Here is a 25,749-nt window from a genome sequence, read left to right as displayed (position 1 = left end):
GAGGGTGTAACGGATGACTGCCGTAAATCAAACCATTTCCAAAGTCGTAAACGGAAAACGCGTCATTACGAAAAAACCTGAACTCCTTGCTCCGGCAGGAAACCTGGAAAAATTAAAAATCGCCGTCCACTACGGGGCTGACGCGGTTTTTATCGGAGGTCAGGAATACGGACTGCGTTCCAATGCTGATAACTTTTCTATAGAAGAAATTGCAGAGGGCGTAGAATTTGCCAAAAAATACGGGGCGAAAATATACGTGACAACAAATATTTTTGCCCATAATGAAAATATGGACGGCCTTGAGGAATACTTAAAAGCGTTAGGAGACGCGAAAGTGGCCGGAATTATCGTTGCCGATCCGCTGATCATTGAAACATGCCGGAGAGTGGCGCCGGACGTAGAAGTGCATCTCAGCACGCAGCAGTCTCTTTCAAACTGGAGAGCGGTCCAGTTTTGGAAAGAAGAAGGCCTTGACCGTGTGGTGCTGGCCCGTGAAACGAGCGGACTGGAAATCAAAGAGATGAAAGAGAAAGTGGATATTGAAATTGAAACCTTTATCCACGGCGCAATGTGTATCGCCTATTCAGGCCGCTGTGTACTGAGCAATCACATGACGGCGCGGGATTCCAACCGCGGCGGCTGCTGCCAGTCGTGCCGCTGGGACTACGACCTGTATCAGACAGACGGGGCAAACGCGGTCGCATTGTATGATGACGGAGACGCTCCGTTTGCGATGAGCCCGAAAGATTTAAAATTGATTGAATCCATTCCGCAAATGATCGAGATGGGCATCGACAGCCTGAAGATTGAAGGCCGGATGAAATCTATCCATTATGTCGCAACGGTTGTCAGCGTCTATCGCAAAGTCATTGATGCATACTGCGCCGATCCCGAAAACTTTGTCATCCAAAAAGAATGGCTTGAAGAACTGGATAAGTGCGCAAACAGAGACACAGCGCCCGCTTTCTTTGAAGGCACACCGGGCTTTGAGGAGCAGATGTTTGGAGAACACGGAAAGAAAACAACATTTGATTTTGCCGGCCTTGTGCTCGCATATAACGAAGAAACTCAAATGGTGACGCTCCAGCAGCGCAATTTCTTTAAACAAGGTGACGTCGTGGAATTTTTCGGACCGGAAATTGAGAATTTCACATACACCATCGGCACTATTTGGGACGAAGACGGAAACGAGCTTGATGCTGCCCGCCATCCCCTGCAAATCGTTACATTTAAAGTAGACAAAAAGATTTATCCAAGCAACATGATGAGAAAGGGGAAGTAATTACTAATGGGTAAGAGTCCTGTAGTCATAGGCATCGCGGGAGGTTCCGGATCAGGAAAAACAAGCGTCACCCGTTCCATTTACGAACAGTTTAAAGGGCACTCGATTTTAATGATCCAGCAAGACCTTTATTATAAAGACCAAAGCCATCTTCCTTTTGAAGAAAGGCTGAATACAAACTACGATCACCCGCTCGCATTTGATAATGACTATTTAATCGAGCATATTCAGGAACTTTTGAATTACCGGCCGATTGAAAAACCGATCTACGACTATAAAATTCATACGCGTTCTGAGGAAACCGTTCCGGTTGAGCCGAAGGATGTCATTATTTTAGAAGGCATTCTCGTCTTGGAAGATAAGAGACTCCGCGACTTGATGGATATTAAGCTGTATGTCGATACTGACGCCGATCTCCGTATCATCAGACGTATTATGAGAGATATTAACGAAAGAGGCCGTTCAATCGATTCAGTCATTGAACAATATGTGTCCGTCGTCAGGCCGATGCACAATCAGTTCGTAGAGCCGACAAAACGCTACGCGGATATCATTATACCGGAGGGCGGCCAAAATCACGTCGCGATCGACCTGATGGTCACGAAGATTCAAACGATCCTTGAACAAAATGCAATTTTGTAATACCATAGCATAGACATAAATAACTCAGACCATATTATGTATAGGCTGGAAGGGAATGCGACAGTTCCCTTCTTTCCCTGTTTATAAACCGAAATATTTGCAGAACACGCACCATTCAGTTTAAGATAAACAGTACCTATATGGGAGAGAAGAACGAGGACTGCCCTGTGTTCTCATTCTTGATTTTTTCGTTTATGCTCTCATACATAATCAAATGTTATTGTTGAGGGACAACCACCAAGGAGTGAAGGAACATGGCACAAGAAAAAGTTTTTCCAATGACTGAAGAAGGAAAACAAAAACTTGAACAAGAATTAGAGCAATTGAAAACGGTTAAACGTAAAGAAGTAGTGGAACGCATTAAAATCGCAAGAAGCTTCGGAGATCTTTCCGAGAACTCTGAGTATGATTCTGCAAAAGAAGAACAGGCATTTGTGGAAGGGCGTATCACAACGCTGGAAAACATGATCCGCAATGCGAAAATCATTGAAGACGACGGCGGTTCAAATGTAGTCGGTTTGGGAAAAACTGTCTCATTCGTTGAATTGCCTGACGGTGAAGAAGAATCTTACACCATTGTCGGAAGCGCTGAAGCTGACCCGTTTGAAGGAAAAATTTCAAACGACTCGCCAATCGCGAAAAGCCTGCTCGGCAAAAAAGTGGATGATGAAGTCACAGTACAGACACCGGGCGGAGAAATGCTCGTGAAAATTGTGAAAATTTCATAAGATCCGTTTAACAATGAAACACCTCGTCCAAAATGTGGATGAGGTGTTTTTATGATCGTATCGAAAAGGCTGAAGACAGCCGTCATTTGTTTTTTGCTGGTGTTTTTCTTTCTGCTCGCCAGGCTTGCTGAAATCCAGCTGTTTTTTACAGAATCTTTTTCAAAATCAAATATTAATCTGCTTCAAGAAAGCGTCAAGCAGCGGACCGAAGAGGTGCTGATTTCTGACGGCAGAGGATCTTTCCTTGACCGGAACGGTGCCGAGCTGACCGGCAAAAAACAGCCGGCCGTCGTCCTGTTTCCGTTTCTCGTGACACAGGATTGGCCGATTAAACGGGTCTCGGCAATCCTCGGAATGAAGCAGGAAGACCTTAAGCAAATGCTCACTGAAGCGAAAAAACCGGTGATCTTAAACGGCAAAAAATTAAAGCATCTATCAAAACAATCTGTCTCAAATATCAATTCTTTGAAATATCCCGGCATTTACGGCGTATATATGAAAGACAGCAAAGAAACCAACATAGCCGCACATCTTTTAGGCGTGACAAATCAAGACCCCGAGCTTCTCAAAAAGAAATATCCCGGACGAAAAGAACTGCCGATAACGTCGAAAATCGGGACAAGCGGGATGGAACGGACATTTGATGAATTTTTACTTGCCGATCATGACACAAAGCTTTTGTATCATGTGGACGGAAGGGGAAACCCTTTGTTCGGAATGGACGTCAAATATACGGCTGAAGCAAACGCATTTTATCCGCTGCAAGTAAAAACCACCATTGACCGGAACATTCAAAAAGCAATGGAAGATGTATTAAAAGAACGCGGTTTAAAAAAGGGGGGAGCAGTCCTCTTAGACATTGAAAAAAGCAGTGTTCTCGGAATGGTATCAAAGCCTGACGCCGATGTGTCAAAGCAGCAGACATTGCAAAATTACATGCTGATGCCGATTTATCCGGGATCAGTATTTAAAACGGTTATCGCGGCAGCGGCGATCGAACGAAATGCAGTGAAGCCGAGCAGCAGCTTTAATTGCAGCCTCAATCTGTACGGGGAGCCCGGGGACGATAAAGGCACGCTCAATTTTGGCGAAAGCTTTGCCCAAAGCTGCAATTATACGTTCACAAGCCTTGCGGAAGAAATGATCAAAAAGGACAAGTCCGTGATTGAGAACATGGCGGAAAAGCTCGGTCTCACACAGCGGGCGGGCTGGGAAGGCAAGCTGTACCGCGAAGACGATTTCCGGCAATTATACAGTGAAAAAAACGGCGTCATTTGGGGAGACCAAAAGGATAAAACCGTGAAAAAAGCCGTTGCACAGACAGCCATTGGGCAAAAAAACGTGAAAGTAACACCCCTTGAGGTCGCCAATATGATGGCGACGATCGCACGCGGCGGTCAGAAAAAACAAGTCAAGATCGCAGACAAGATTGAATACAAAAACGGCACGACAATGGCTGCATTTAAAGAACAGGAGTTAAAGGGCAAGAACATTGACAAGTACACGGCGCAGCAGCTCCAAAAAGCGCTCAGGGAAGTCGTTGCATCACCAAAAGGAACGGGCAGAAGATTTCAGGACCTGCCTTACGCTGTAGCGGGGAAATCGGGAACGGCCCAGACAGGAATGTTCACGAAGGATAAAAAAACGCTTTACCACAAGTGGTTTGCCGGATATTTTCCTGCCGACAAACCGAAATACGCTCTCGTCGTCCTGCATATGGACACGCTGGGGAATAAGGCTCTGACAAATACAGTGTTTTATGATATTGTTAAAAAGGTACATCAAAATGAAACAAATCAGACATAGAACAACGGCTCAGCCCGTGGTAAAATATATGCTGAGCAAGAGGGATAAAGGAGTGCAGAATGATTGAGCAATAAACAATCTCGTTTTGAAAACCGTGATAAGCGCAGGAAGGCAAACTTGGTGCTTAACATTTTAATCGCTATCGTATCTATTCTTATTGTCGTTGTTGCAGTCAGCCTCTTCATCAACAGCCCGTCAAGCGACGTGAGCGAAAAAGCGGACACGAGCCAAAAGCAGGAATCTCCTGCATCAGGCAAAACGCAGCAAAAATCAGATGAAGACATAAAAGACAGTAAAAAAGATACCTCATCAGACGATGCCAAAAAAGATAAATCGGATAAATCTGACTCAGTTTCAGATTCCGACAGCAAAAAAGACGATTCATCTAAAAGTGATGCTGACAAAAGCAAAAAAGACTCAGAATCAAGCGATCCGTTTAAAGGAGCCACAGTAACAGAGGGCGGCTCATCAAGCAATGTCGAAAAAACCATTGTCAATTCCAAATGGAAACCCGTCGGTACAAAGCAGACCGGTGAACATGCGGCGACTTACGATTCAAGCTCTGAAGACTGGTCAGAAATGCTTGACGCCATGGCTTACGCGACTGGTGTGTCAAAGGATAACATGACCGTGCTGTGGCTTGGAAACAACGGAAGCCCGCAAGATGCGAAGGGCAAAATTTTGGATAAAACAAATGGAAAAAAATACCAGGTTACTATTACCTGGGAAGACAAAAAAGGCTGGAAGCCGACAAAAGTGGAAACATTAAAATAAACACAAAAAAGCAGCTGATCCGATTCAGCTGCTTTTTTGATTTACCTGTTACACATCAGCGGAAAAATGCACTGCCGCGCTGTATATGATTCTGCCGTCAACGGCCGTCATCTGATGGGAAACTGAACGGACACGCAGCATAATCGCCTGGTTGTTTTCAATTTGAACGTTAATTTTCTTTTCCAGCTCCTGTAAAGAAGCAGCTTCAAAAAATTCTACTTTATCTTTTATTAAATCCAATTGAAAATTCATCGCAAAAAGACCTCCCGATTTCTTAACGATCATATGAAAGTATAAGCCTTTTTGCCGTATTTACGCAATCATCCCAAAGTATTTTAGTACCCTTTTTTTCTTTTTTGTGATAGGATAGGAACTGTTCCATCAATAATTCATACTATACTCATAGGAATTATAAAATATGGAGAGTGAAAATATATGGGCCGTGAATTTATTCCTTTATTTGAAGATTGGGCAGCGACTTATGATGCAACGGTGAATGGGGCTGACAAACAATATGCAGAGGTATTCAGAGGGTATGAAGACATCCTTGATACCATCGTCAGCCTTTCCGGATCAAACGTGTTAGAATTCGGACCCGGTACGGGCAATTTAACAGCAAAATTAGTCGATGCGAACAAAAAGGTGTTTGGTGTAGAACCGTCTCCGTCTATGAGGAAATTGGCAGCTGACAAGCTTTCTGATAAAGCCGCATTCAGCGACGGAGATTTTCTCGAGTTTCCTGATCCGCCTTTTCAAATAGATACCATCGTCAGCTCGTACGCCTTTCATCATTTGACCGATGAAGAAAAGCAAACGGCTGTAAAGCAGTATGGCACAATCCTTCAGAAGCATGATAAAATAGTGTTTGCCGATACCGTCTTTGAAGATGCTGAATCATATGCTGAAGCGATAGCAAAAGCCAGCCAAAACGGCTATCACCAATTGGCGAACGATTTAAAGACGGAATATTATCCGACACTCGAGACGATGAAAACCATCTTTTCAGCTGAGGGATTTACTGCGCGATTTACGCAGCAAAATGACTTTGTCTGGATAATGGAGGCGATTAAACGGTAAATTGAAGGGATTGTGTATAAATGAAACTGGCAGTTATCGGAGCAATGGAAGAGGAAGTTACCATTTTAAGAAGCAAACTGAAAGATGCGAAACAGGAAACGATCGCCCACTGTGAATTTACGACGGGCACATATGAAGGCGTCGAAGTGATCCTTTTAAAATCAGGTATCGGAAAAGTAAACGCGGCGATCAGCACGACGCTGCTGCTTGACCGTTTCAAACCTGATTATGTGATTAACACAGGCTCAGCGGGCGGATTCCATCATACATTAAATGTAGGCGACGTCGTCATTTCAACAGATGTCCGCCACCATGATGTGGATGTGACGGCGTTTGACTATGAATACGGACAGGTGCCGGGTCTTCCTGCCGCATACGAAGCTGATGAAAAGCTGATCAGCATCACGGAGGAAGCGGTTTCTGAATTGAACGGAATTCAAGTGGCAAAAGGCACGATCGCTACAGGTGATTCCTTTATGAACGATCCGAAACGGGTTGAAGATGTACGCGCCAAATTTGCGGATTTGTATGCTGTGGAAATGGAAGCGGCCGCTGTCGCCCAAGTGTGCTACCAATTCAAAACTCCTTTTGTTGTCATTAGAGCTTTATCTGACATTGCCGGAAAAGAATCTGATGTTTCATTTGATAAATTTTTAGAACAGGCTGCCGTTCATTCAACAGAGCTTGTCCTGAATGTAATCAAACGTATTCATTAAGCGGGGGACTCGAGTTCTCCTCCGCTTTTTAGGAGGAGGACATATATTGAACGTGATAACAGATGTCACAGAGCTCATCGGAAACACGCCGCTGCTCCGGCTGAATCATTTTGATATTCCTGAGGGAACAGCGGTATATGCTAAGCTTGAGATGATGAATCCGGGCGGAAGCATTAAAGACAGACTTGGTGAGATGCTGATTGAAGATGCGCTCCAATCAGGGAAATTAAAATCAGGCGGCGTCATTATCGAAGCGACTGCCGGCAACACCGGAATCGGACTCGCTCTCAGCGCCAGAAAGCATCAGCTTCGCGCTATCTTTTGTGTCCCGGAGCATTTCAGCAGAGAAAAACAGAAAATCATGGAAGCGCTCGGAGCGGAGATTGTGCATACACCCCGGGAAGGCGGTATGCAGGGAGCAATCCAAAAAGCGCTTGAGCTGGAACAGGAGATCAACAATTCTTACGCCGTTTTGCAATTCAAAAACCGAGTAAATCCATTGACTTACTATAGGACGTTAGGGCCTGAAATATGGGAGGCGCTCAGCGGAAATATTCATGCTTTTGTCGCCGGCGCTGGCTCAGGCGGCACCTTTGCCGGAACGGCGGCCTATTTAAAAGAAAAAAATCCCGGTATTAAAACGGTAATCGTTGAACCGGAAGGCTCGATCCTTAACGGCGGAGAGCCTTATGCCCATAAAACAGAAGGCATCGGGATGGAGTTTATCCCTGATTATATGGATCAAAGCCATTTTGATGCCATTTATACGGTAGAGGATGAGACGGCGTTTTCACTTGTGAAAGAAGCGGCGGAAAAAGAAGGCCTTCTCATCGGAAGCTCATCCGGCGCAGCCCTCTATGCCGCCCTGCAAGAAGCGAAAAAAGCGCCCCGCGGGGCAAATATCGTCACGATTTTTCCTGACGGCAGCGATCGTTATATAAGCAAAAACATTTTTCAAGGAGGTCAGTAAGATGAAGAAAAGAACATTGATGGTGCACGGAGGAATTACGGGAGATGAAAAAACAGGAGCAGTCTCCGTACCTATTTATCAAGTAAGCACCTACAAGCAGCCGAAAGCCGGCGAGCATACAGGCTATGAATATTCGAGAACGGCCAACCCGACGAGAACGGCTCTTGAAAGCTTAATCACAGAACTTGAAGGCGGCTCGGCGGGATATGCGTTCAGTTCAGGCATGGCTGCAATTACAGCTGTTATGATGCTGTTTGACAGCGGAGACCATGTCGTATTGACTGATGATGTATACGGCGGGACATACCGGGTCATGACGGGCGTTTTAAACCGTCTCGGCATTGAAGCTGACTTTGTTGATACGAGCAGCAAAGAGAAAGTCAAAAAAGCGATCCGGCCAAATACAAAAGCCATTTATATTGAAACGCCGACAAATCCGCTGCTGAAAGTGACCGACCTCAAGCTGATGGCCGATATCGCAAAAGAAGCGGGCGTGCTGCTCATTGTCGATAATACGTTTTATACGCCGTATTTCCAGCAGCCGCTCCAACTCGGCGCTGACATCGTACTGCACAGCGCGACAAAATATCTCGGCGGCCATAGCGATGTCGTCGGCGGCTTAGTTGTAACAGCTGATAAAGAGCTCGGCGAAAAACTTCATTATGTGCAAAACTCGACAGGCGGCGTTTTAGGGCCGCAGGATTCGTGGCTGCTTATCAGAGGCATTAAAACGCTCGGGCTCAGAATGGACGCCATCAATCATAGCGCCGGAAAAATTGCCGAGCTGCTTGAGCAGCACGATGCCGTTCAGACGTTATACTATCCGGGCTCATCCAAGCATCAGGGCCATGAGCTCACAAAGACGCAAAGCACCGGTTTTGGCGGTATGATTTCCTTTGATATCGGAAGCAGCGAGCGGGTAGATGCATTTTTAGAAAAGCTGCACCTCTTTACGATTGCAGAAAGCTTAGGAGCGGTCGAAAGTTTAATCTCTGTACCGTCCAGAATGACGCACGCTTCAATTCCGCGTGATCGCCGTCTTGCACTTGGCATCACTGACGGACTGATCCGAATTTCCGTCGGTATTGAAGATACGGAAGATTTAGTAGCGGATGTAAAACAGGCGCTTGATTCGCTAGCATAATGATTGGATAGATTTACATTCTCTGTCGGCTGTCAGCTTATATTATAATGTTGCTATACTATCAAACTGGCAGGTGACCTTTATGGAGAAGAAAAGACTAAAATCGCTAAAAGAAGATTTTAAGCATTACGCATTTATTCTGCTTGCGGTCAGCACCTTCATTTATATCGGCGCAGTTCTTCCCGGACAAGGGCTGACGGTGAGTCAGAAAATGCTGATGTTTTTAACGGATTGTGTATTTTTAGCGGGCGCTTATTTTTGCGTTGACCGTTCACTTATATATAAAAAGAGGCTGGAAAAAGCTGATGAATAAAAAATAAGCCATTGTCCTTTGACAATGGCTTATTTTGATACTTACTCGGATGATTTTTCGCGTAATTCTTTTCCCATTCCTTTTAAAAATTGAAGACCGAAGCCGAGCGCACGGTTAATATCGGGGTCACCGATCGCTTTCATCAGCTCAAACATACTGACTTTCCGGTCCTCCTTCAAAAAGCTTTGCGCCTGATCCGTACCGGCCATCACGCTTTCTAAAAGCCTGCCCATAAACTCGGGATCTGCTTTTGATAATGCTCCGCCTGCAGCCATCATCGTATTCAGGAGATTTGTGACAGGTTCACGGGAAATTTGTCCGAGTGCGATCTTTGCAATTTCCTCTTTCGCCTGAAGCATATGGTTTGCTGCATCGAATATGCCCAAGCCATTCAGCTCTCCTATAATCGCCATCGTTTTGGTGACGGCTTCTTCGTTTTCTGCGAGAAGTGCTTTCAGCTCTTCCAGTTTTTCAGCTTTCAGCTGTTCTTCCGTTTTTGTTTCCTTTTGTATCGTGGTAATAGGGCTTGCCATAACTTGTTTCCTCCTTTCTTAATCGGTTAAATGAACATATCCCGGACGATTCCATTTTCGCTCCGCTTCAACGCCGTTTTGCGGATGGCGTTTTTTGTTCCGCGGATTTGTTTTCGGCAGCGGCGGAGTGTCGCAGGAGCCGAGCACTTCCATGCGGACTTTTGTCTGCTTATAGGCAGGCGTATGTGTGCGTGAATCATATGCAGGCCCTGTCAGGAAGTTAATCGCTGAATCTTTATCCGTTGAGTTCATCGGCAAGTACAGTTCATTTGCACGGACACGGTCTGTCACAAGCGCGTTTAATTTAACCGCTCCAAAAGGAGAGACGAGGCGAATCAGCGTTCCGTCGCAAATCCCGCGTTCAGCTGCCAGCTCCGGTGAAACTTCAACGAATACGTCCGGCACTTTAGACTGGATGCCTTTTGATTTGTTCGTCATGTTTCCTTCGTGGAAATGCTCAAGCATACGTCCGTTGTTAATATGGAGGTCATATTCCTCTGGGAACACAGCTGGCTCCACCCAGTCGCTCAGCGCGAAACGGGCTTTTTTATCAGGGAAGTTAAAGCCATCTTCATAAAGAAGCGGAGTGCTTTCTCCCGTAAAGCTGCCCCATAAGAAACTGTTCCAGCCTTCAATAACATCATAGCTCGCTTTTCCAAACAGCGGAGAAAGGCTCGCCATTTCTGAGAAAATGTCGCTTGGATGAGTATAATTCCAGTCAGCGCCCAAACGATTGGCAACCTCTTGAATAATCCACCAGTCGGGTTTTGCATCTCCGAGCGTCGGAAGCGCCTGATACAATCTTTGCACACGGCGTTCTGTGTTTGTAAATGTTCCGTCTTTTTCAAGAGAAGGAACGGCAGGCAATATGACGTCTGCATATTGAGCGGTTCTGGAAAGGAAAATATCCTGCACCACAAAGAATTCAAGGCTTGATAAGATGTCGTGAACATGGTTGGCGTTTGAATCCACAAGCGCCATATCTTCACCGACAAGGTACATGGCTTTCATTTTGCCTTCTTCGATCGCGTGAAGCATTTCAATATTATCGAGACCCGGTTTGCCGTCAATCGCTACGCCGTAAGCCTCTTCGAATTTCGCGCGTGCTTCATCATCGGTAATATGCTGATATCCCGGAAGCCAGCCCGGCAAAGTTCCCATATCGCAAGCGCCTTGAACGTTGTTATGGCCCCGAAGCGGATACGCGCCCGCACCCGGACGGCGGTAGTTTCCGGTCGCAAGCAGCAGGTTGGAAATCGCCGCAGACGTATCAGAGCCGCCTGTATTTTGGGTAACGCCCATGCCCCACAGAACACAAGTGCCGTCAGCGTCACGAATCATTTCCGCAATGCTGATAATGGTTTCTTTAGAAAGCCCGGTGATGCTTTCCGCATAGTCTAATGTATATTTTTTCAGCGTTTCTTTATAATCTTCAAAGAAATTGACATTTTCATCAATAAACGCTTGGTCGTGCCAGCCCTGATCGATCATATATTTCGTGACCGCCATGAGCCAGACCTGGTCAGTCCCTTGTTTCGGGCTGATAAAGAGGTCAGACCGTTCCGCCATTTCATTTCTGCGCAGATCGGCAACAATTAATTTTTGGCCGTGCAGCTTATGGGCACGTTTTACGCGGGTGGCCAGAACCGGATGTCCTTCCGCCGGATTGGCGCCGACAATGATCACAAGCCCGGCTTTTGCAATATCTTTGATTGTGCCTGCATCTCCGCCCATACCGACGGTGCGGAATAAGCCGTCCGTTGCCGGTGACTGGCAGTAGCGGGAGCAGTTATCCACGTTGTTTGTTTCAAACACTTGACGCGCTAATTTTTGAATCACATAGTTGTCTTCATTCGTTATTTTAGAAGAAGAAATGAAGCCGACAGAACCTTTTCCATGCTCCGTCTTAATTGTTCCGAGTCTGGAAGCAACAAGGTCAAGCGCTTCTTCCCATGAGGATTCAACAAATGTCCCGTTTTTCCGGATAAGCGGTTTTGTAATCCGTTCTTCTGAATTCACGAAGTCCCAGCCGAATTTTCCTTTTACACAAGTTGAAATGGCATTAACCGGTGCGTCGGAAACAGGCTGAATTTTAAGAATGTCGCGGCCTTTCGTCCATACTTCAAATGAGCATCCGACTCCGCAGAACGTGCAGACCGTTTTCGTTTTTTTCGTCCGTGTATCGCGCATAGCGGCTTCCACTTCTGAAACGGCGAAGATGCTCGTGTAGTCAGGCTCCACATTTTTAACTAAATCAATCATCGGCTCCATGACATCTTGTTTTATGCCCGTCATAAATCCGGCTTGCCCAAGCATTGATTTTTCCATCAGTGCATTACAAGGGCAGACGGTGACACACTGGCCGCAGCTGACGCAGGACGATTCATTAATCGCTACGCCTTCATCCCAAATGACACGCGGACGGTCGCGCTCCCAATCAATTGAAAGGGTTTCATTCACCTGCAGGTTTTGGCATACTTCAACACATTGGCCGCAGGCGATGCATTGGTTCGGATCATAGCGGTAAAACGGGTGAGACATATCCACTGCACACTTCGAATCATCCTTCGGTGTATATGGGTATTTCTGATGTTCAATGCCCATCATTTCCGCGGTATTATGCAGTGTGCAGTTTCCGTTGTTGTTATCGCAAACCGTACAGTAAAGCAAGTGGTTTTCAAGCAGACGGTCCATTGCTTCTGTCTGCGCTTCTTTCACTCTGCCTGCCGTGAGCGAAATAGACATTCCGTTTTCTGCAATTGTGGAACAGGAGCGCTGCAATTTCCCATTCACTTCAACAATACATGTATCACATGTTTGAATCGGATCTACTTCCGGTACATGGCATATTTGCGGTATGTCAATGCCGTTTTGATTCAAAATATCTAAAATTTTAGATCCCTCTGGTGCTTTGTACTCAGTGCCGTCAATATTGACACGGATAGACTGAACGTCTGTCACTTCCAATTCCCCTCCATCTTTTAAACTCGAAAAAAGCCATGCACATACACCGGCCTCTTGTCCAGAGGTCAGTATAAACACGCATGGCGGAATAGTTCACTAGCAAGCCTTACTAACAGACCAATCCAATTTGTATAAAACGATAGATTCATAACACGTTTCCTATTACAAATCCATCAACACTGCTTTTATTATAAGATGATATTTATTATAATACAATACGAAAGGAAAACTTTAACCAGGTGAAATGTCACAAGGGGAACCGGGAATGTCTTTCATAGGCTTGAATTGGAGGGGGACAATATGTCTAAAAAAATTCATGAGTTTAACGATATCATCCGCAAATTGCGCAAAGAATTATTCGGAAAAGGGCCCGAGCGCATTCATACCGTTTTTGTGGAGAACATGGCGGTATCAACGCTTTACGGCAATTTAAGCGCAAGTGAGCAGTTTATCGCCCGCACGCCAGAGGGGAGAGAGATGGTTCATTCGGCGCGGACGAGTTTAATTCAGGAGCTCTATTCGAAAAAAACGCCTGAGGGCATGGAAGAGCTCATCGGCGCAAAGCTCGTTCATCTGTTTTCAGACATCAAGATTGAAGAGAATATCGCGGTGTCTGTATTTGTATTTGACCGCACAATTGAAGAGCACAGAGAAGAAATCAAAAGCTGAAAAAATTCAATTGACACGAAATTGTCACATTTGATATGATATGACTGCTGGCAGTGGCATAAGGACGAATTCATGGAATGTGTGCATGATCTGTATATATTCTATATCGTATATTTTAATTCTGCTTGATATTGTTGTATGGGTATGCATACAAGTTAGGCAGCATTCAAACCCCGTTTCTGACGGGCTATTTGAATGCTGCCTTTTTTACTGAGTTCCTTTTGAAAACTGCAGGATGAATTGATAATGGAGGGGTTTAATGATGGCTTTTCGTAAACCGGACGAAATAGCGGAGCTTGCAGTCGAAGCAGGGGTGAAAAAAGTAAATTCGCCGCTTTCTTCGCTGCTTGTATTAGGATTTTTGGGAGGGGCATTTATCGCCTTCGGTTATTTGCTTGATATTCGCGTAATCGGTGACCTTCCGAAAGAATGGGGCAGTCTGTCTAGCTTAATCGGTGCGGCAGTATTTCCGGTCGGACTGGTGCTCGTTATTCTTGCCGGAGCCGAGTTGATTACGGGAAATATGATGTCGGTTGCCATGGCGCTGTTTTCTAAAAGAATTTCAGCCGGAGCACTGGTGAAAAACTGGATCATTATTACGTTAATGAATCTCGTCGGGGCGCTGTTTGTCGCCTACTTTTTCGGACATGTCGTCGGATTAACAGAAACAGGCCCTTATTTGGAGAAAACGATTGCGGTCGCACAAGGGAAACTGGATATGCCGTTTGGAAAAGTGCTTGTTTCAGCTGTCGGCTGCAACTGGCTTGTCTGCCTTGCTGTATGGCTTTCTTTTGGGGCGGAAGACGGAGCGGGTAAAATCGCGGGCATTTGGTTCCCGATTATGGCGTTTGTCGCGATTGGTTTCCAGCACGTTGTCGCCAATATGTTTATTATCCCAGCCGCCATTTTTGCAGGCTCTTTTACATGGGGCGGGCTTATCGGCAATCTGATCCCGGCTTTTATCGGAAATGTCATCGGCGGCGCGGTGTTTGTAGGACTCATTTATTTTATTGCTTATTCAAAAAAAGACCGGGAAAAACAAGGGATGAAAAAAGCTTCCTGACATACGAAAGCTGCCGGATTAGAAGGACAATTGAAGTGGAAATCCAGCACATTTTCAGTCCATTTCTAGAAAAAAATGTTTACAAAATGGTATTTGGTGGATATACTTACAAAGGAAGAAAAAAGCAAAGGGAGGTTGGATCAAATGACTTCGTTAAACAGCAAGCCGAACCTAAATGTGAATCGATTCAGCCTGTGGAAGAGTTCGTGTCCTTCCTTAACCTCTGCCCATTCAGCACGTTAATTTGGAGTATTTCAGGACATTCGCAGCTCCCCGCAGGTTAAAGAAGCGACAGTCTTCTTTTGTCTGCGGATTTAGTCTGCCCGCAGCACATCTTGACTTTGCTGCGGGTTATTTTCGCTTGTGCGGACAATGAAAGGGGGTGAGCGATAATGACCATTAACCTTTTCTTTTTAACATTAACCATTTCAAAACGTTTTAAAAGCGCTGAAGAGTATGAACGAGAACAGCAAGTCGAGGAGTTCTATAATGAAGCGAGAGAACGCCAGCTGAAACACTTTTATATGAACTAAACCGGCCGCAAGAGACAAAATGGAGGAGAAGGAGGAGATGACGATGTTCAGAATTGAGCTGTTGATTCATTATACAATGGAGAAGGACCAGGTTTAGCTTGAAATCCGCTGTCACTGAGCAGCCGGCCTGCATACGATGATAAAGTAAGAAATTATAGGTAAGCAGGTGACGGCATGCAGGGCGATCAGAACAGACTTCCATCCATCGGGCACGGGTATGCGTCAATGCCCCACTCTTTTAAACACGGCTATGGCAACCCGTATCGCCGGCAAAGAATGGCGGCGATTTCCTGGCAAAGAAGATATATATCACCTTATTATTGGTACTAGGGCAGGCGGAAAACCTACGTTTTCCGTCTTTTTTTATGAAAACTAATGTAAATTTCAAATAAATCGAAACGTTTATAAAAAGAAATGCGTCTAGTTAGTACCTCATACTAATATGAGGTGATTATTATCTTTGAATACTAAAATGACAGGAAAAGAAAAGCGGGTGTTATACAATGTTGCAACATACATCTTCAGCATTAAAAAGAATGCGCGCGAAATACTTGGCAAAATCAGAACCAGCACAAAGAGTCATTCAGCAAATGATGATGGATATACAAGAACATGACCGCATTCTGGAAATTGGAACAGGAAACGGCAAGATGTTTAAAAAAATAATCGGACAGCTTGAAAAAGGCAGTTTAAAAAGTATAGAATCTTCGAAAAGAAAACTGCGGAAAACGGCACGCGCAAACCGTTCCGCTATAAAGGCCGGAACGGGAGAAATTCTGCCGGGGCGCCCTGAAAGCATCCCATTTAATGACCGCAGTTTTCACAAAGTTCTTTCTTTACATACTGTTGAAACGGTCAGTGATTACCAGCTTGCATTAAAAGAAGTGTACCGAGTGCTTCAAATCGACGGGCGATTGTACATTGTCCTTCAGCCATCCGGAATAAGTGAAAAGGACGTAATTCAGCTGCTGCGCGATCAATATTTCAGAGAGATTTCAGTTGTCAGCAGAGATTCATTCCATTTTATTACTGCCATTAAATAGAATCATTTCTCGGGAAATAAAAAGAGCTGCATAAGTCATTGCAGCTCTTCAGCTGTCGAGAAAATCTCGACAGCCTTTTTGAAATTTAATCACACAATATACTGGTCTGATCCCATAGGCAGGCACACAATATATTGTGTCTCGGAACGAAAGAAATTAAAAGAATGAGGGTTTCTTTGCCATACGTCTTCAAAACCCCCACTTTCTCTTTAATCTGAAGAGCTGCATAAGTCATTGCAGCTCTTTTTAATAAATTGGGCATATTTTCTTATTTTCGATTTTTTCAGATATATTTTATATTAAAAAAGGTTTTTTTCTTATACAATGATAATCAGATGACCTTATGTTATATATTTTTGAACAAACGGAATGAATATTCATTCCGTAATTGGAAAGGGAGGGCTGTCATGACATCTTCAAACAAAGTAGATCTCATTATGAAAGCATCGCTCACTCTGTTTACAGAAAGAGGCTTTGACGCGACGACGATTCCGATGATTGCCGCGCAGGCCGATGTCGGAACCGGAACGATTTACCGCTACTTCGACAGTAAAGAAACGCTTGTGAATGTGCTTTATCAGGAAAGCGTTCAGCGTTTTACTGAAAAATTCAAAACCGATTTTTCAAAAATATCTGTAAGAGAAGGGTTTCAGCAGCTTTTTTATTGTCTCGTTGATTTTACGAAGGAAAGTGAATATGCGTTATTTTTCCTTGAAACGAATAAAGATGCTTACTTTTTAAATGAAACGAGTCATAAGCTGCTTGATGAATTAACAAAGATGCTGGGTGAGTATTTTCAGCGCGGCAAGTCTGAAGGAGTGCTTCGCAATCTGCCGTCAAATGTGCTTATGGCGATCGTGCTCGGCGCTTATCTTAAACTCTATCAGCTCGTCCGAACGGGCAGCGTGGAGATAACAAAGCCATTTCTGAAAGAATTAGAGCTGTGCTGCTGGGACGCTATCAGGAATCATTAACTATTCGCCGAAGGGAAGGAAGATCAATATGAAACAATTGAACGCTATACCTCAGCCGAAAACGTACGGACCGCTTAAAAATCTCCCCCATATCGAAAAAGAGAAACTGGCACAATCTCTTTGGAAAATTGCCGAAGAATACGGACCGATTTTCCGCTTTGAATTTCCAAGCTCCGCTGCGGTGTTCGTTTCCGGCCATAGGCTGGCAGCTGAAGTATTCGATGAATCGAGATTTGACAAAAACCTCGGCAAAGGACTGCTGAAAGTCCGTGAATTTGCCGGCGACGGATTGTTTACAAGCTGGACAAACGAGAAGAACTGGCAGAAAGCGCATCGGATTTTATTGCCGAGCTTCAGCCAAAAAGCTATGAAAGGCTATCATTCTATGATGCTGGATATTGCGATGCAGCTCGTGCAAAAATGGAGCAGACTGAATCCGAAAGAAGAAATTGACGTTGCTGAAGACATGACGCGCCTGACGTTAGATACAATCGGGCTGTGCGGATTTCATTTTCGCTTTAACAGCTTTTACCGCGACACACAGCATCCTTTCATTATAAGCATGCTTCGCGGGCTGCAAGAGGCGATGCGCCAATCGCAAAGACACAGCCTGCAAGATAAGCTGATGGTCAAAACAAGACACCAATTTCAGCAAGATATCGAAGTGATGAATTCGCTTGTTGATAAGATCATAGCTGAGCGAAGGGAAAACCCGGATGAAGAAATCACAGACCTTTTGTCATTGATGCTTGATGCCAAAGACCCGGTAACAGGCGAAACGCTTGATGATGAGAATATCCGCTATCAAATCATCACATTTTTAATCGCGGGACATGAAACGACAAGCGGTCTGCTTTCCTTTGCGATATACTGCCTGCTGAAAAACAAAGATAAATTGGAAAAAGCCAGTCAGGAGGCTGAACAGGTATTAACGGGAGACCTCCCTGATTATAAGCAGATCCAGCAGTTAAAATATATCCGCATGGTATTAAACGAGACATTGCGGCTTTATCCGACGGCTCCGGCCTTTTCATTATATGCGAAGGAAGATACGGTTCTTGGCGGGAAATATCCGATTGAGAAAGGACAGCCTGTGACGATTCTAACACCGCAATTACACCGTGATAAAAGCGCGTGGGGAGAAGATGCAGAAATGTTCCGTCCGGAGCGTTTCAGTGATCCCGCTGCGATCCCGAATCACGCTTATAAGCCTTTCGGAAACGGACAGCGTGCATGCATCGGGATGCAGTTTGCCCTGCATGAAGCGACAATGGTGCTCGGCCTCGTCTTAAAGCACTTTGAGCTGATTGATCACAAACATTATGAGCTGTCCATTAAAGAGGCCTTAACCATTAAGCCCGGCGACTTTACCATTCGGGTGAAAAAGAAGGACGTCCCGCTTCAGCCTGTACAAGAGAAACAAGCCGAGACGAGCGATACCAAAGAGGAGCTGAAAGATATACCGACTCACGGAACTCCGCTTCTCGTGCTTTACGGATCAAATTTAGGCACTGCGGAAGGAATCGCGGAAGAACTCTTCGATATCGGTCGCAGCAAAGGTTTTGCAGCCGAAACGGCTCCGCTTGATGATTATATCGGAAAACTGCCTACTGAAGGGGCGGTTGTCATTGTAACGGCTTCATATAACGGAGCTCCGCCTGATAATGCAGCAGGATTTGTGAAGTGGATGGATACGCTAAAAGATCATGATTTGAATGGCGTTTCATATGCCGTTTTCGGCTGCGGAAACCGCAACTGGGCGAGCACATACCAGCGGATTCCCCGCCTTATAGACAAAACGCTTGAGTTAAAAGGGGCAAAACGTCTCACATCCATCGGTGAAGGAGACGGAGCGGACGATTTTGAGAGCAGTCAGGAAGCATGGGAGAATTTGTTTTGGCAAGACATCATCAAGGCTTTTGATTTGGAAGATGTCACTGATCAGCAAAATAGATCATCACTATCAATTGAGTTTGTGAATGAAGCGACTGAAACGCCGCTTGCCAAAACCTATGACGCCTTTGAAACGAAAGTCATAAAAAATAAAGAGCTTCATACAGGAAACAGCACGCGGTCTGTCCGGCATATTGAGCTGCTTCTTCCTGAAACGGAAGCTTATCAAGAAGGGGACCATCTCGGTGTGCTGCCGAAAAACAGTGATGAACTTATAAACCGCGTGATACGCCGTTTCGGTCTGGACCCGCATCAGCTCTTTAAAATCAGCGGGCGCCATGTTCCTCATCTGCCTATGGATCGTCCGGTCAATGCCTCAGAGCTGCTGGCGTCGCATGTGGAATTGCAGGAACCGGCGACAAGAGCACAGCTTCGTGAGCTTGCGGCATACACGGTTTGCCCGCCGCACCAGAAGGAATTGGAATATCTTCATTCTGATGATGCGGCCTATAGAGAAAACGTGCTGAAAAAACGAATGACGATGCTGGATCTTTTAGAAGATTATCCGGCTTGTGAAATGCCGTTTGAACGGTTTTTAGAACTTCTGCCGTCATTGAAGGCGCGCTATTATTCCATCTCCAGTTCGCCAAAGGCCGCCAATGAGAAGGTGAGTATAACGGTCGGCGTCGTGGCGGCTCCGTCTTGGAGCGGCCGGGGAGAATACCGCGGCGTCGCTTCAAATTATTTAGCCGGATTACAGGAGGGAGATCGTGCAGTCTGCTTCATCCGTTCTCCGCAATCCGGGTTCGCATTGCCGGAGAATACGGAGACTCCGCTTATTATGGTGGGAGCGGGCACGGGTATTGCGCCATTCAGAGGATTCATCCAAGCGCGCGCTGCCGAAAAAGCGGCGGGAAACAGCCTGGGCGAAGCTCATTTATACTTCGGCTGCCGGCACCCTGAAGAGGATGACCTTTATAAAGATGAATTTATTCAAGCTGAGCAATCGGGGCTTGTCACGGTGCACCGGGCATATTCACGCTTAGACCAGAATTGTAAGATATATGTACAGGATATTCTGCATCGGGAAGCTTCACAAATCATTGGGCTTCTTGATAAAGGAGGCCATCTCTATATATGCGGAGACGGAAGCAAAATGGCTCCGGCTGTAGAAAACGTATTGCTTCGGGCATATGGAAGCGTACATGACACCGATGCAAATACTTCGCTGAAGTGGCTTGAGAAACTGCAAGCGGAAGGAAGATACGCGAAAGATGTTTGGGCGGGTGTGTAAAAGGTGAAAGACATCACACCTGACTAATGTAATACAACGAAGAAAGCCGGCACGATATTTGAAATCTACTGAATCAAAAGGAATAGTTATAGGGAGTATCGTGCCGGCCTTATCCTTACTATCGGACAAAAGACACAAAAACTTTAATGTTTTTGTTTATTTAAATGAAAACAGTCCCGTTTGTTTTTTTGAAACTCTGCCAAAAATAAAATCGGAAAAGAGAGCAAAAGCATAACAGAAATAAATGCAATAATGCCGATCCACTGAAAATGCGCCCAAAAGAATCCGCCAAATGATCCCGCAACGCTAGAACCAATATAATAGAATAGCAGATATAAAGAAGAGGCTTGCGAGCGATGATCACCGGCAGCGCGGGCGACCCACGAGCTTGCAATCGAATGCGATCCGAAGAAACCGAATGTAAAGACGGCAATCCCTGCGATTTTAAGCGCCAGCTGCGGTAAAAGAGTAATGACTGCGCCGGCCAGCATAACGAAGATGGCAATCTTAATCATCTTTGAACTGCCGTACAGATCCGCTTTTTTTCCCATATAAACAGAACTGAAAGTCCCTGCGAGATAGACAACGAAAATAAACCCGATCAAAGTTTGTGACAAATGATAAGGGGCCGCCATTAATTGAAAACCGATATAATTATATAAGGTTACAAAGCTCCCCATTAATATAAACCCTAACGAAATTAATAAAAGCAGCCGTTTGTGATGAAAGACCGCCCCGTATTCCTTGAGGGCCGTTTTCAAGCTCATGCCCCGTTTTTCAGAATGGCGCGGATCGGGAAGAAAGCGCCAAAATAAAAAGCTTAACGCGATAGACAGAATACCGATGATGCCAAGCGCCTGCCGCCAGCCGAATAAATCTGTCAGAAGCCCCGTTAAAAGCCTGCCGCTCATTCCTCCAATGCTTGTGCCGCTGATATACAGGCCCATCATTTTCCCAAGGCCTTTCGGATCGAATTCCTCGCCTACATATGTCATGGCGACAGCCGGAACGCCTGCCAAAAAAATGCCGAGCAGTCCTCTCATTGCCAAAAGCGCCGGAAAAGCCGGACTGAAGGCTGTTAACAGACCGAGAATAGACGTGGCAGATAATGAAAGCACCATTAATTTTTTTCTCCCAAACTTGTCGGATAAGGAAGCCGCGGCTACTAACGAAAATGCCAATACTGCAGTAGAGATGGATAAAGTTAAGCTGGCAGCCGCCGCAGAAATATGAAATTCTTCAGAAAACAAAGGCAAAAGCGGCTGTGTCGTATAAAGTGTGGCAAATGTCACAAAACCGCTGATAAACAGGGCCAGGCTGGCTTGTCGGTAAGACTTTGTATGAGGCTGAATAAACGTCATGAATGTCCCTCTTTTCTTACTGATGTCTTATATGTATCGTACGCTTTTCATTTCGATGTGTCTAATTTATAATTACTATTATATTAATGCATTTTGGTTATAACGGAAGGGGAGGGAAAGATGGAACCGCATCGGCTTGATAACTTTATTGCGGTTGCGAAACATCGGCATTTTACTAATGCGGCCAAAGAAAGAATGATCTCTCAGCCGGCGTTAAGCAGGTCCATTATCAATTCTCATCAAAGCAAAACAAGCCCGCCGCGCCTTAAATGACGGGATTGAACAAGTCAAAAAGAATATAGTCTGGAGTATGGTGAAATAGCAGTATCATTTCTCCATACGCTTGGTTTGCACTTAATGCCGCAGCTGATTGCCGAGTTTAAAAATCAGTATCCGAATGTGACCTTCAGGCTCTATCAAGGAGCAAATGAAACGCTTCGCAAAATGATGAAAACGGGAGATGCCGATATCCGCCTCAGCCCGCCGCCTTTGCCTAATGAACTTTTGCAATGGACGGTGGAGAAAGAGCCGCTTTACGCGGTGCTTCCGAAGACGCACCCTCTTGCAGCGGAGAAGGGCATTAAAATGAAGGGAAATCAGCATGCGGAGTTTGGTCGGATACGGAAGTATATGGGTGATCTGATGTGCGGGATTTGAATATTCACCCGCATCTCGCATTTGAAGGAGAGGAAGCGGCAACCATATTAGGGCTGACAGCCGCCTGTTTAGGTGCGGCAGTATTGCCGAAAACAACGGAGCATCAGTATTTTCCGGTCGCAGATTATACGTGCGAACGGACCATTGCATTGGCCCAGTTAAAAAACTACGAGCGCTCACCGGCCGCTGAGCGTTTTAAACAGTTTGCGGTTGAGTATTATAACGGCCGCACTGATGCGTAAGTCATTTCTTCAAAATGGATGTTACGATATGTTTTGAGTCCCACTGTCCTTTCGAAAAAACAGTAATGGGGTACTTGCGGGGAAATAGCAGCTGCTGAATGTCGTCGGCCGTCATACCTTTCTGATGCAATTGACGGACTTGATCAGTAACCTCATACAGATAATGAAGCTTTTGCCGAAGTTTATCCTTTCCGTTTTCAATATATCCGGCATGACAGCAAAACATTTCGTCAAAGTCAAAGGTGAGGATGTTTTCAATTGACTCAATAATTTGCGGAATCGACTCACTTTCCAACACAACCTTTGTTTTTGTGCTTACGTACAAATCACCTGAAAAAAGCTGTCCGGTTGAATGATTTAAGAAAGCTGTATGATCCCTTGAGTGGCCGGGGGTGAATATCGTCTCCCAACAATAACGGTTTGATGTAAATTTTTCCGGAAATGGCTGCGCTTTAAAAGGCGGTCTTGTTCCCCAGAAGAGCTTTCTGTATAAGGGATACTTACCTGATGCTGCTGCTTCAGGGACAGACAATTGGTTCAAGTAAATCGGTAAATTCCGCTCCTTTTGAAGCCAGGCCGCGCCCCCTGTATGATCCTCATGTATGTGTGTGCAATAAAGAGCATCAAACGATTGAGTATGAAAAAAATCCTGAAACTGAGGCGCTAATGATCGGGCGCCTGAATCAATAAGAATTCCGTCCGTCACATAACAATACACATTTAGTTTTACCGACAGAAACTGTATCGAACCGTTAGCAAAATGTACGTCTTTCACTTTACCTGCGTGCAAGTTTTTCCGGAACAGCAATTCGATCCCTCCCTTATGAATGATTAATCATTCAATTTCATTTGTAACATTTTTCTTTGTGAAAATCCAGTGAATGATATGAAATTGCATGCTTCGGAAATAAGCAGACAGCATCGCGAAAAGGGAAAGATAGGACAGCAAAATGCCGTCCAAATATTAAATAAAAGTACTAAGCCTATTTAGAACGCTCACAGAGCTTATAAATTCCGATCTAACAAAATGCCCAGCTGTTCTGCTACGACATGAGGCGGATCTGGTATACCCTTCGTAAAATAGGATTCCACTAATCCTACGATCGCTGACCCAAAGAATGTGAGAATAACATCCTTACTTAATCCTTGATTTTTTCCTTCAGTTATATTCACCTCACCTTTCAATTCTTCGATGACAAGTTCCAAGAACTTACTGCGAAACGCGGAGGCTCCTTTACTTGTCAACATCGTCGAAAAGAATAAATAATTGCTTTCAAAGTATTTAAACCAAATCACATTCCCTTCTTTAAAATCCAATTCGGCTGCAGAGGCGCAGAGTTTTCTCAGTTCGTTCATATGTTCGTCAATGAGCTTATCCAGAAGATCGTACTTATCCAAGTAAAAGTGTTTTGGCCGACAGGTCCGGATGTCAATGCAAAAGGCTTGTCCAGGCGCCGCATGTTGCAAGGTGCTGAAGACAGTCTGCGGCGTTTAAAAACGGATTACATTGATTTTTACTTTGTGCATGATTTTGATGAACGTACACCAATTGAGGAAACACTGCGTGCACTGGATGACCTGCAGCGGCAAGGGAAGATTCTCTATCCCGCCGTCAGTAACTGGGCGGCTTGGCAGATTGCCAAGGCATTAGGGATTTCTGCAAAAGAACAGCTTGCCCGTTTTGAACTCATTCAGCCAATGTATAACCTGGTTAAACGTCAAGCTGAGGCCGAAATTCTGCCGCTTGCTGCTTCTGAACAAATGGGAGTCATCTCATACAGTCCTCTGGGGGCTGAACTTCTCACCGGGAAATATGGGGTCAATAAACGGCCGGATCAAGGACGATTGGTTGAAGAAGCTAGATATACAGACCGATATGGAGATGAAATGAATTTTACTGTGGCTGACCGATTCAGCGCCTATAGTACGGAACAAGGAATAGACCCTTCGACGCTTGCCGTTGCGTGGGTGATGTCCAATCCTGCCGTCACAGCACCGATTATCGGGGCAAGAAATGCGGAGCAGCTGGAGTCTTCGCTTGCTGCTGCAGATGTAAACATGACTCCGGAATGGCGCGATGAAATATCTTCACTTTCTGTCACTCCCGCACCTGCAACGGACCGGGGTGAAACCCTGCTCTCGAAATGGACATGAGGGCAAAGCGGCAGCTTTATGAAACCGATGAAGAACAGAGGAATTCGCCCGTGCCGCAACGTTCCCCAAATCCCTCAGCTTTTGTGATGTCACTGGGAATAAAACCCGGCGCCCGCATTCAGATCAGAGCTGAAGGAACTGATGAATATGAAGCTTTACAAGGAATAGAAGAGTTCTTAAAAAGAAACGAGTTAACAAAGTAAAGCATGAATGCTTTCTGTATGAAGCAGCCCCCTTCTTTGAGAAGGGGGTTTTTTCAACTGATTATGCAGGTAAGTAGAAGAAGTGATGGCACTGATGTTACTATTTATATATTAGCTGGAAGGAATCGATTGATAGCGGGGGAAGAGCATGGCGAAAAAAACGGTTAAAACAAATGCTGTCCGTATCATTGAACAGCAAAACATCTCCTATGAGTTATTAGGTTACAAAACAGAAAGCGGGCAGCCGGCAGACGGCATTTCTGTTTCGGAAAAAATCGGTTATTCTGCCGAGTGTGTATATAAAACATTGGTTGCAACGGCAGGAGCAGATCGTTATTACGTCTTTGTTGTACCCGTTGCCGAGGAATTAGATCTAAAAAAGGCCGCTAAGGCAATAGGTGAGAAGAAAATAGAAATGATTGCAATGAAGGACCTTCTGGGGGTAACTGGCTATGTAAGAGGCGGCTGCTCACCGATCGGTATGAAGAAATGGTTCCCGACTTATATGGATGCATCCGCCGAAACCCTGGATTTCATCATTGTCAGTGCAGGAAAAATCGGAATGCAGCTGAAATTAGCGCCGAAAGATTTAGCCAAAGTATGCTGTGCGAAATTTATTGAAGTTGTTTAATACTAATTAAATTGCTTGTTACATGAACGCAAACCGAATCTTCAATTATAAACAGCTTTTCAGAACACAGCATAATAATAAAA

25 protein-coding genes and 2 pseudogenes are annotated in these 25,749 nt (G+C 45.1%); 21 read left to right on the top strand and 6 right to left on the bottom strand.

Annotated elements, in window-relative coordinates; genetic code table 11:
• Positions 1-13 precede the first annotated feature (13 nt).
• The 5 genes from AXI59_RS14150 (at position 14) to AXI59_RS14130 (ending at position 5,232) form a co-directional block, all read left to right on the top strand.
• The gene (locus tag AXI59_RS14150) at positions 14-1,282 is read left to right on the top strand and encodes a peptidase U32 family protein (RefSeq protein ID WP_061522884.1); all 1,269 of its coding nucleotides are present in this window, start codon (positions 14-16) and stop codon (positions 1,280-1,282) included.
• A gap of 6 nt (positions 1,283-1,288) precedes the next feature.
• Positions 1,289-1,924 carry a uridine kinase gene (gene udk, locus AXI59_RS14145; protein WP_061522883.1) on the top strand — a complete coding sequence of 212 codons (636 nt, stop codon included), beginning with the start codon at positions 1,289-1,291 and terminating at the stop codon, positions 1,922-1,924.
• 254 nt (positions 1,925-2,178) lie between these two features.
• The gene (greA, locus tag AXI59_RS14140; RefSeq protein ID WP_061522882.1) at positions 2,179-2,652 is read left to right on the top strand and encodes a transcription elongation factor GreA; all 474 of its coding nucleotides are present in this window, start codon (positions 2,179-2,181) and stop codon (positions 2,650-2,652) included.
• A 51-nt stretch (positions 2,653-2,703) separates the two neighbouring features.
• Positions 2,704-4,458: a peptidoglycan D,D-transpeptidase FtsI family protein gene (locus AXI59_RS14135; protein ID WP_061528570.1), complete on the top strand. Its 1,755-nt coding sequence runs from the start codon at positions 2,704-2,706 to the stop codon at positions 4,456-4,458.
• Positions 4,459-4,521: 63 nt separating this feature from the next.
• Positions 4,522-5,232: a YrrS family protein gene (locus AXI59_RS14130; protein WP_061528569.1), complete on the top strand. Its 711-nt coding sequence runs from the start codon at positions 4,522-4,524 to the stop codon at positions 5,230-5,232.
• Between the two features lie 48 nt (positions 5,233-5,280).
• Here AXI59_RS14130 and AXI59_RS14125 read toward each other — a convergent pair whose 3' ends face one another.
• Entirely contained in the window at positions 5,281-5,484 is a 204-nt protein-coding gene (locus AXI59_RS14125) for a YrzA family protein (protein WP_061528568.1), read from the bottom strand.
• Positions 5,485-5,667: 183 nt separating this feature from the next.
• On the opposite strand from AXI59_RS14125, the gene AXI59_RS14120 reads away from it, so the two are divergent.
• From AXI59_RS14120 to AXI59_RS14100, 5 genes are all read left to right on the top strand, one after another.
• Positions 5,668-6,309, top strand: coding sequence for a class I SAM-dependent methyltransferase (locus tag AXI59_RS14120; RefSeq protein WP_061528567.1), 642 nt, complete (start codon positions 5,668-5,670; stop codon positions 6,307-6,309).
• A gap of 20 nt (positions 6,310-6,329) precedes the next feature.
• Positions 6,330-7,025 carry a 5'-methylthioadenosine/S-adenosylhomocysteine nucleosidase gene (gene mtnN / locus AXI59_RS14115; protein WP_061528566.1) on the top strand — a complete coding sequence of 232 codons (696 nt, stop codon included), beginning with the start codon at positions 6,330-6,332 and terminating at the stop codon, positions 7,023-7,025.
• A 46-nt stretch (positions 7,026-7,071) separates the two neighbouring features.
• Positions 7,072-7,995, top strand: coding sequence for an O-acetylserine dependent cystathionine beta-synthase (locus tag AXI59_RS14110; RefSeq protein ID WP_061528565.1), 924 nt, complete (start codon positions 7,072-7,074; stop codon positions 7,993-7,995).
• A gap of 1 nt (position 7,996) precedes the next feature.
• Positions 7,997-9,139 carry a bifunctional cystathionine gamma-lyase/homocysteine desulfhydrase gene (locus tag AXI59_RS14105; protein WP_061528564.1) on the top strand — a complete coding sequence of 381 codons (1,143 nt, stop codon included), beginning with the start codon at positions 7,997-7,999 and terminating at the stop codon, positions 9,137-9,139.
• An 82-nt stretch (positions 9,140-9,221) separates the two neighbouring features.
• Positions 9,222-9,452 carry a YrhC family protein gene (locus AXI59_RS14100; RefSeq protein WP_061522874.1) on the top strand — a complete coding sequence of 77 codons (231 nt, stop codon included), beginning with the start codon at positions 9,222-9,224 and terminating at the stop codon, positions 9,450-9,452.
• Between the two features lie 41 nt (positions 9,453-9,493).
• Here the strand turns inward: AXI59_RS14100 and AXI59_RS14095 are convergent, their stop codons facing one another.
• A complete protein-coding gene (locus AXI59_RS14095; RefSeq protein WP_061528563.1) occupies positions 9,494-9,985 on the bottom strand; it encodes a helical membrane plugin domain-containing protein in 492 nt (163 codons plus the stop codon).
• Between the two features lie 18 nt (positions 9,986-10,003).
• Positions 10,004-12,946 (bottom strand): formate dehydrogenase subunit alpha, encoded by a 2,943-nt coding sequence (gene fdhF, locus AXI59_RS14090; RefSeq protein WP_156476291.1) that lies wholly within the window; start codon positions 12,944-12,946, stop codon positions 10,004-10,006.
• Positions 12,947-13,249: 303 nt separating this feature from the next.
• Here fdhF and AXI59_RS14085 point away from each other — a divergent pair, with 303 nt between their 5' ends.
• The 7 genes from AXI59_RS14085 (at position 13,250) to AXI59_RS14060 (ending at position 20,418) form a co-directional block, all read left to right on the top strand.
• Positions 13,250-13,618 carry a Na-translocating system protein MpsC family protein gene (locus AXI59_RS14085; RefSeq protein WP_061528562.1) on the top strand — a complete coding sequence of 123 codons (369 nt, stop codon included), beginning with the start codon at positions 13,250-13,252 and terminating at the stop codon, positions 13,616-13,618.
• 262 nt (positions 13,619-13,880) lie between these two features.
• Complete coding sequence (locus AXI59_RS14080; RefSeq protein ID WP_061523001.1) at positions 13,881-14,681, top strand: formate/nitrite transporter family protein; 801 nt, start codon at positions 13,881-13,883, stop codon at positions 14,679-14,681.
• A gap of 392 nt (positions 14,682-15,073) precedes the next feature.
• Positions 15,074-15,214, top strand: a complete 141-nt coding sequence (locus tag AXI59_RS18895; RefSeq protein WP_063668161.1) for a YrzI family small protein — start codon at positions 15,074-15,076, stop codon at positions 15,212-15,214.
• A gap of 174 nt (positions 15,215-15,388) precedes the next feature.
• Positions 15,389-15,544 carry a hypothetical protein gene (locus AXI59_RS20530; RefSeq protein WP_229977308.1) on the top strand — a complete coding sequence of 52 codons (156 nt, stop codon included), beginning with the start codon at positions 15,389-15,391 and terminating at the stop codon, positions 15,542-15,544.
• Positions 15,545-15,717: 173 nt separating this feature from the next.
• Entirely contained in the window at positions 15,718-16,257 is a 540-nt protein-coding gene (locus AXI59_RS14070) for a class I SAM-dependent methyltransferase (protein WP_061528561.1), read from the top strand.
• A gap of 407 nt (positions 16,258-16,664) precedes the next feature.
• Entirely contained in the window at positions 16,665-17,231 is a 567-nt protein-coding gene (locus tag AXI59_RS14065; RefSeq protein ID WP_061528560.1) for a transcriptional regulator FatR, read from the top strand.
• Positions 17,232-17,259: 28 nt separating this feature from the next.
• Positions 17,260-20,418: a bifunctional cytochrome P450/NADPH--P450 reductase gene (locus AXI59_RS14060; RefSeq protein WP_061528559.1), complete on the top strand. Its 3,159-nt coding sequence runs from the start codon at positions 17,260-17,262 to the stop codon at positions 20,416-20,418.
• Between the two features lie 143 nt (positions 20,419-20,561).
• Here the strand turns inward: AXI59_RS14060 and AXI59_RS14055 are convergent, their stop codons facing one another.
• Entirely contained in the window at positions 20,562-21,779 is a 1,218-nt protein-coding gene (locus AXI59_RS14055) for an MFS transporter (protein WP_061528558.1), read from the bottom strand.
• Between the two features lie 120 nt (positions 21,780-21,899).
• On the opposite strand from AXI59_RS14055, the pseudogene AXI59_RS14050 reads away from it, so the two are divergent.
• Positions 21,900-22,678 (top strand): annotated as a pseudogene (locus tag AXI59_RS14050) (LysR family transcriptional regulator).
• 1 nt (position 22,679) lies between these two features.
• Here the strand turns inward: AXI59_RS14050 and AXI59_RS14045 are convergent.
• Both AXI59_RS14045 and AXI59_RS14040 read right to left on the bottom strand, forming a co-directional pair.
• Positions 22,680-23,486 carry an MBL fold metallo-hydrolase gene (locus AXI59_RS14045; RefSeq protein ID WP_061522867.1) on the bottom strand — a complete coding sequence of 269 codons (807 nt, stop codon included), beginning with the start codon at positions 23,484-23,486 and terminating at the stop codon, positions 22,680-22,682.
• Positions 23,487-23,683: 197 nt separating this feature from the next.
• Positions 23,684-24,079 (bottom strand): annotated as a pseudogene (locus AXI59_RS14040) (TetR-like C-terminal domain-containing protein); the annotation flags it as partial.
• Between AXI59_RS14040 and AXI59_RS14035 the strand changes: the two are divergent.
• The 3 genes from AXI59_RS14035 to ybaK all read left to right on the top strand — a co-directional run bounded on the left by AXI59_RS14035 (position 24,035) and on the right by ybaK (position 25,666).
• Complete coding sequence (locus AXI59_RS14035) at positions 24,035-24,832, top strand: aldo/keto reductase (protein ID WP_082791784.1); 798 nt, start codon at positions 24,035-24,037, stop codon at positions 24,830-24,832. The pseudogene AXI59_RS14040 and the gene AXI59_RS14035 overlap by 45 nt on opposite strands.
• Positions 24,823-25,035: an HPr family phosphocarrier protein gene (locus AXI59_RS20745; RefSeq protein WP_061528557.1), complete on the top strand. Its 213-nt coding sequence runs from the start codon at positions 24,823-24,825 to the stop codon at positions 25,033-25,035. Before AXI59_RS14035 ends, AXI59_RS20745 begins: the two co-directional genes overlap by 10 nt.
• A 148-nt stretch (positions 25,036-25,183) precedes the next feature.
• Complete coding sequence (ybaK, locus tag AXI59_RS14025) at positions 25,184-25,666, top strand: Cys-tRNA(Pro) deacylase (protein ID WP_061522866.1); 483 nt, start codon at positions 25,184-25,186, stop codon at positions 25,664-25,666.
• Positions 25,667-25,749: the final 83 nt, after the last annotated feature.

The sequence above is a fragment of the Bacillus nakamurai genome (assembly GCF_001584325.1).
Classification (GTDB): Bacteria; Bacillota; Bacilli; order Bacillales; family Bacillaceae; genus Bacillus; species Bacillus nakamurai.
Note: the sequence above shows the minus strand (reverse complement) of the source record. Positions and strands in the feature narration are given on the sequence as shown.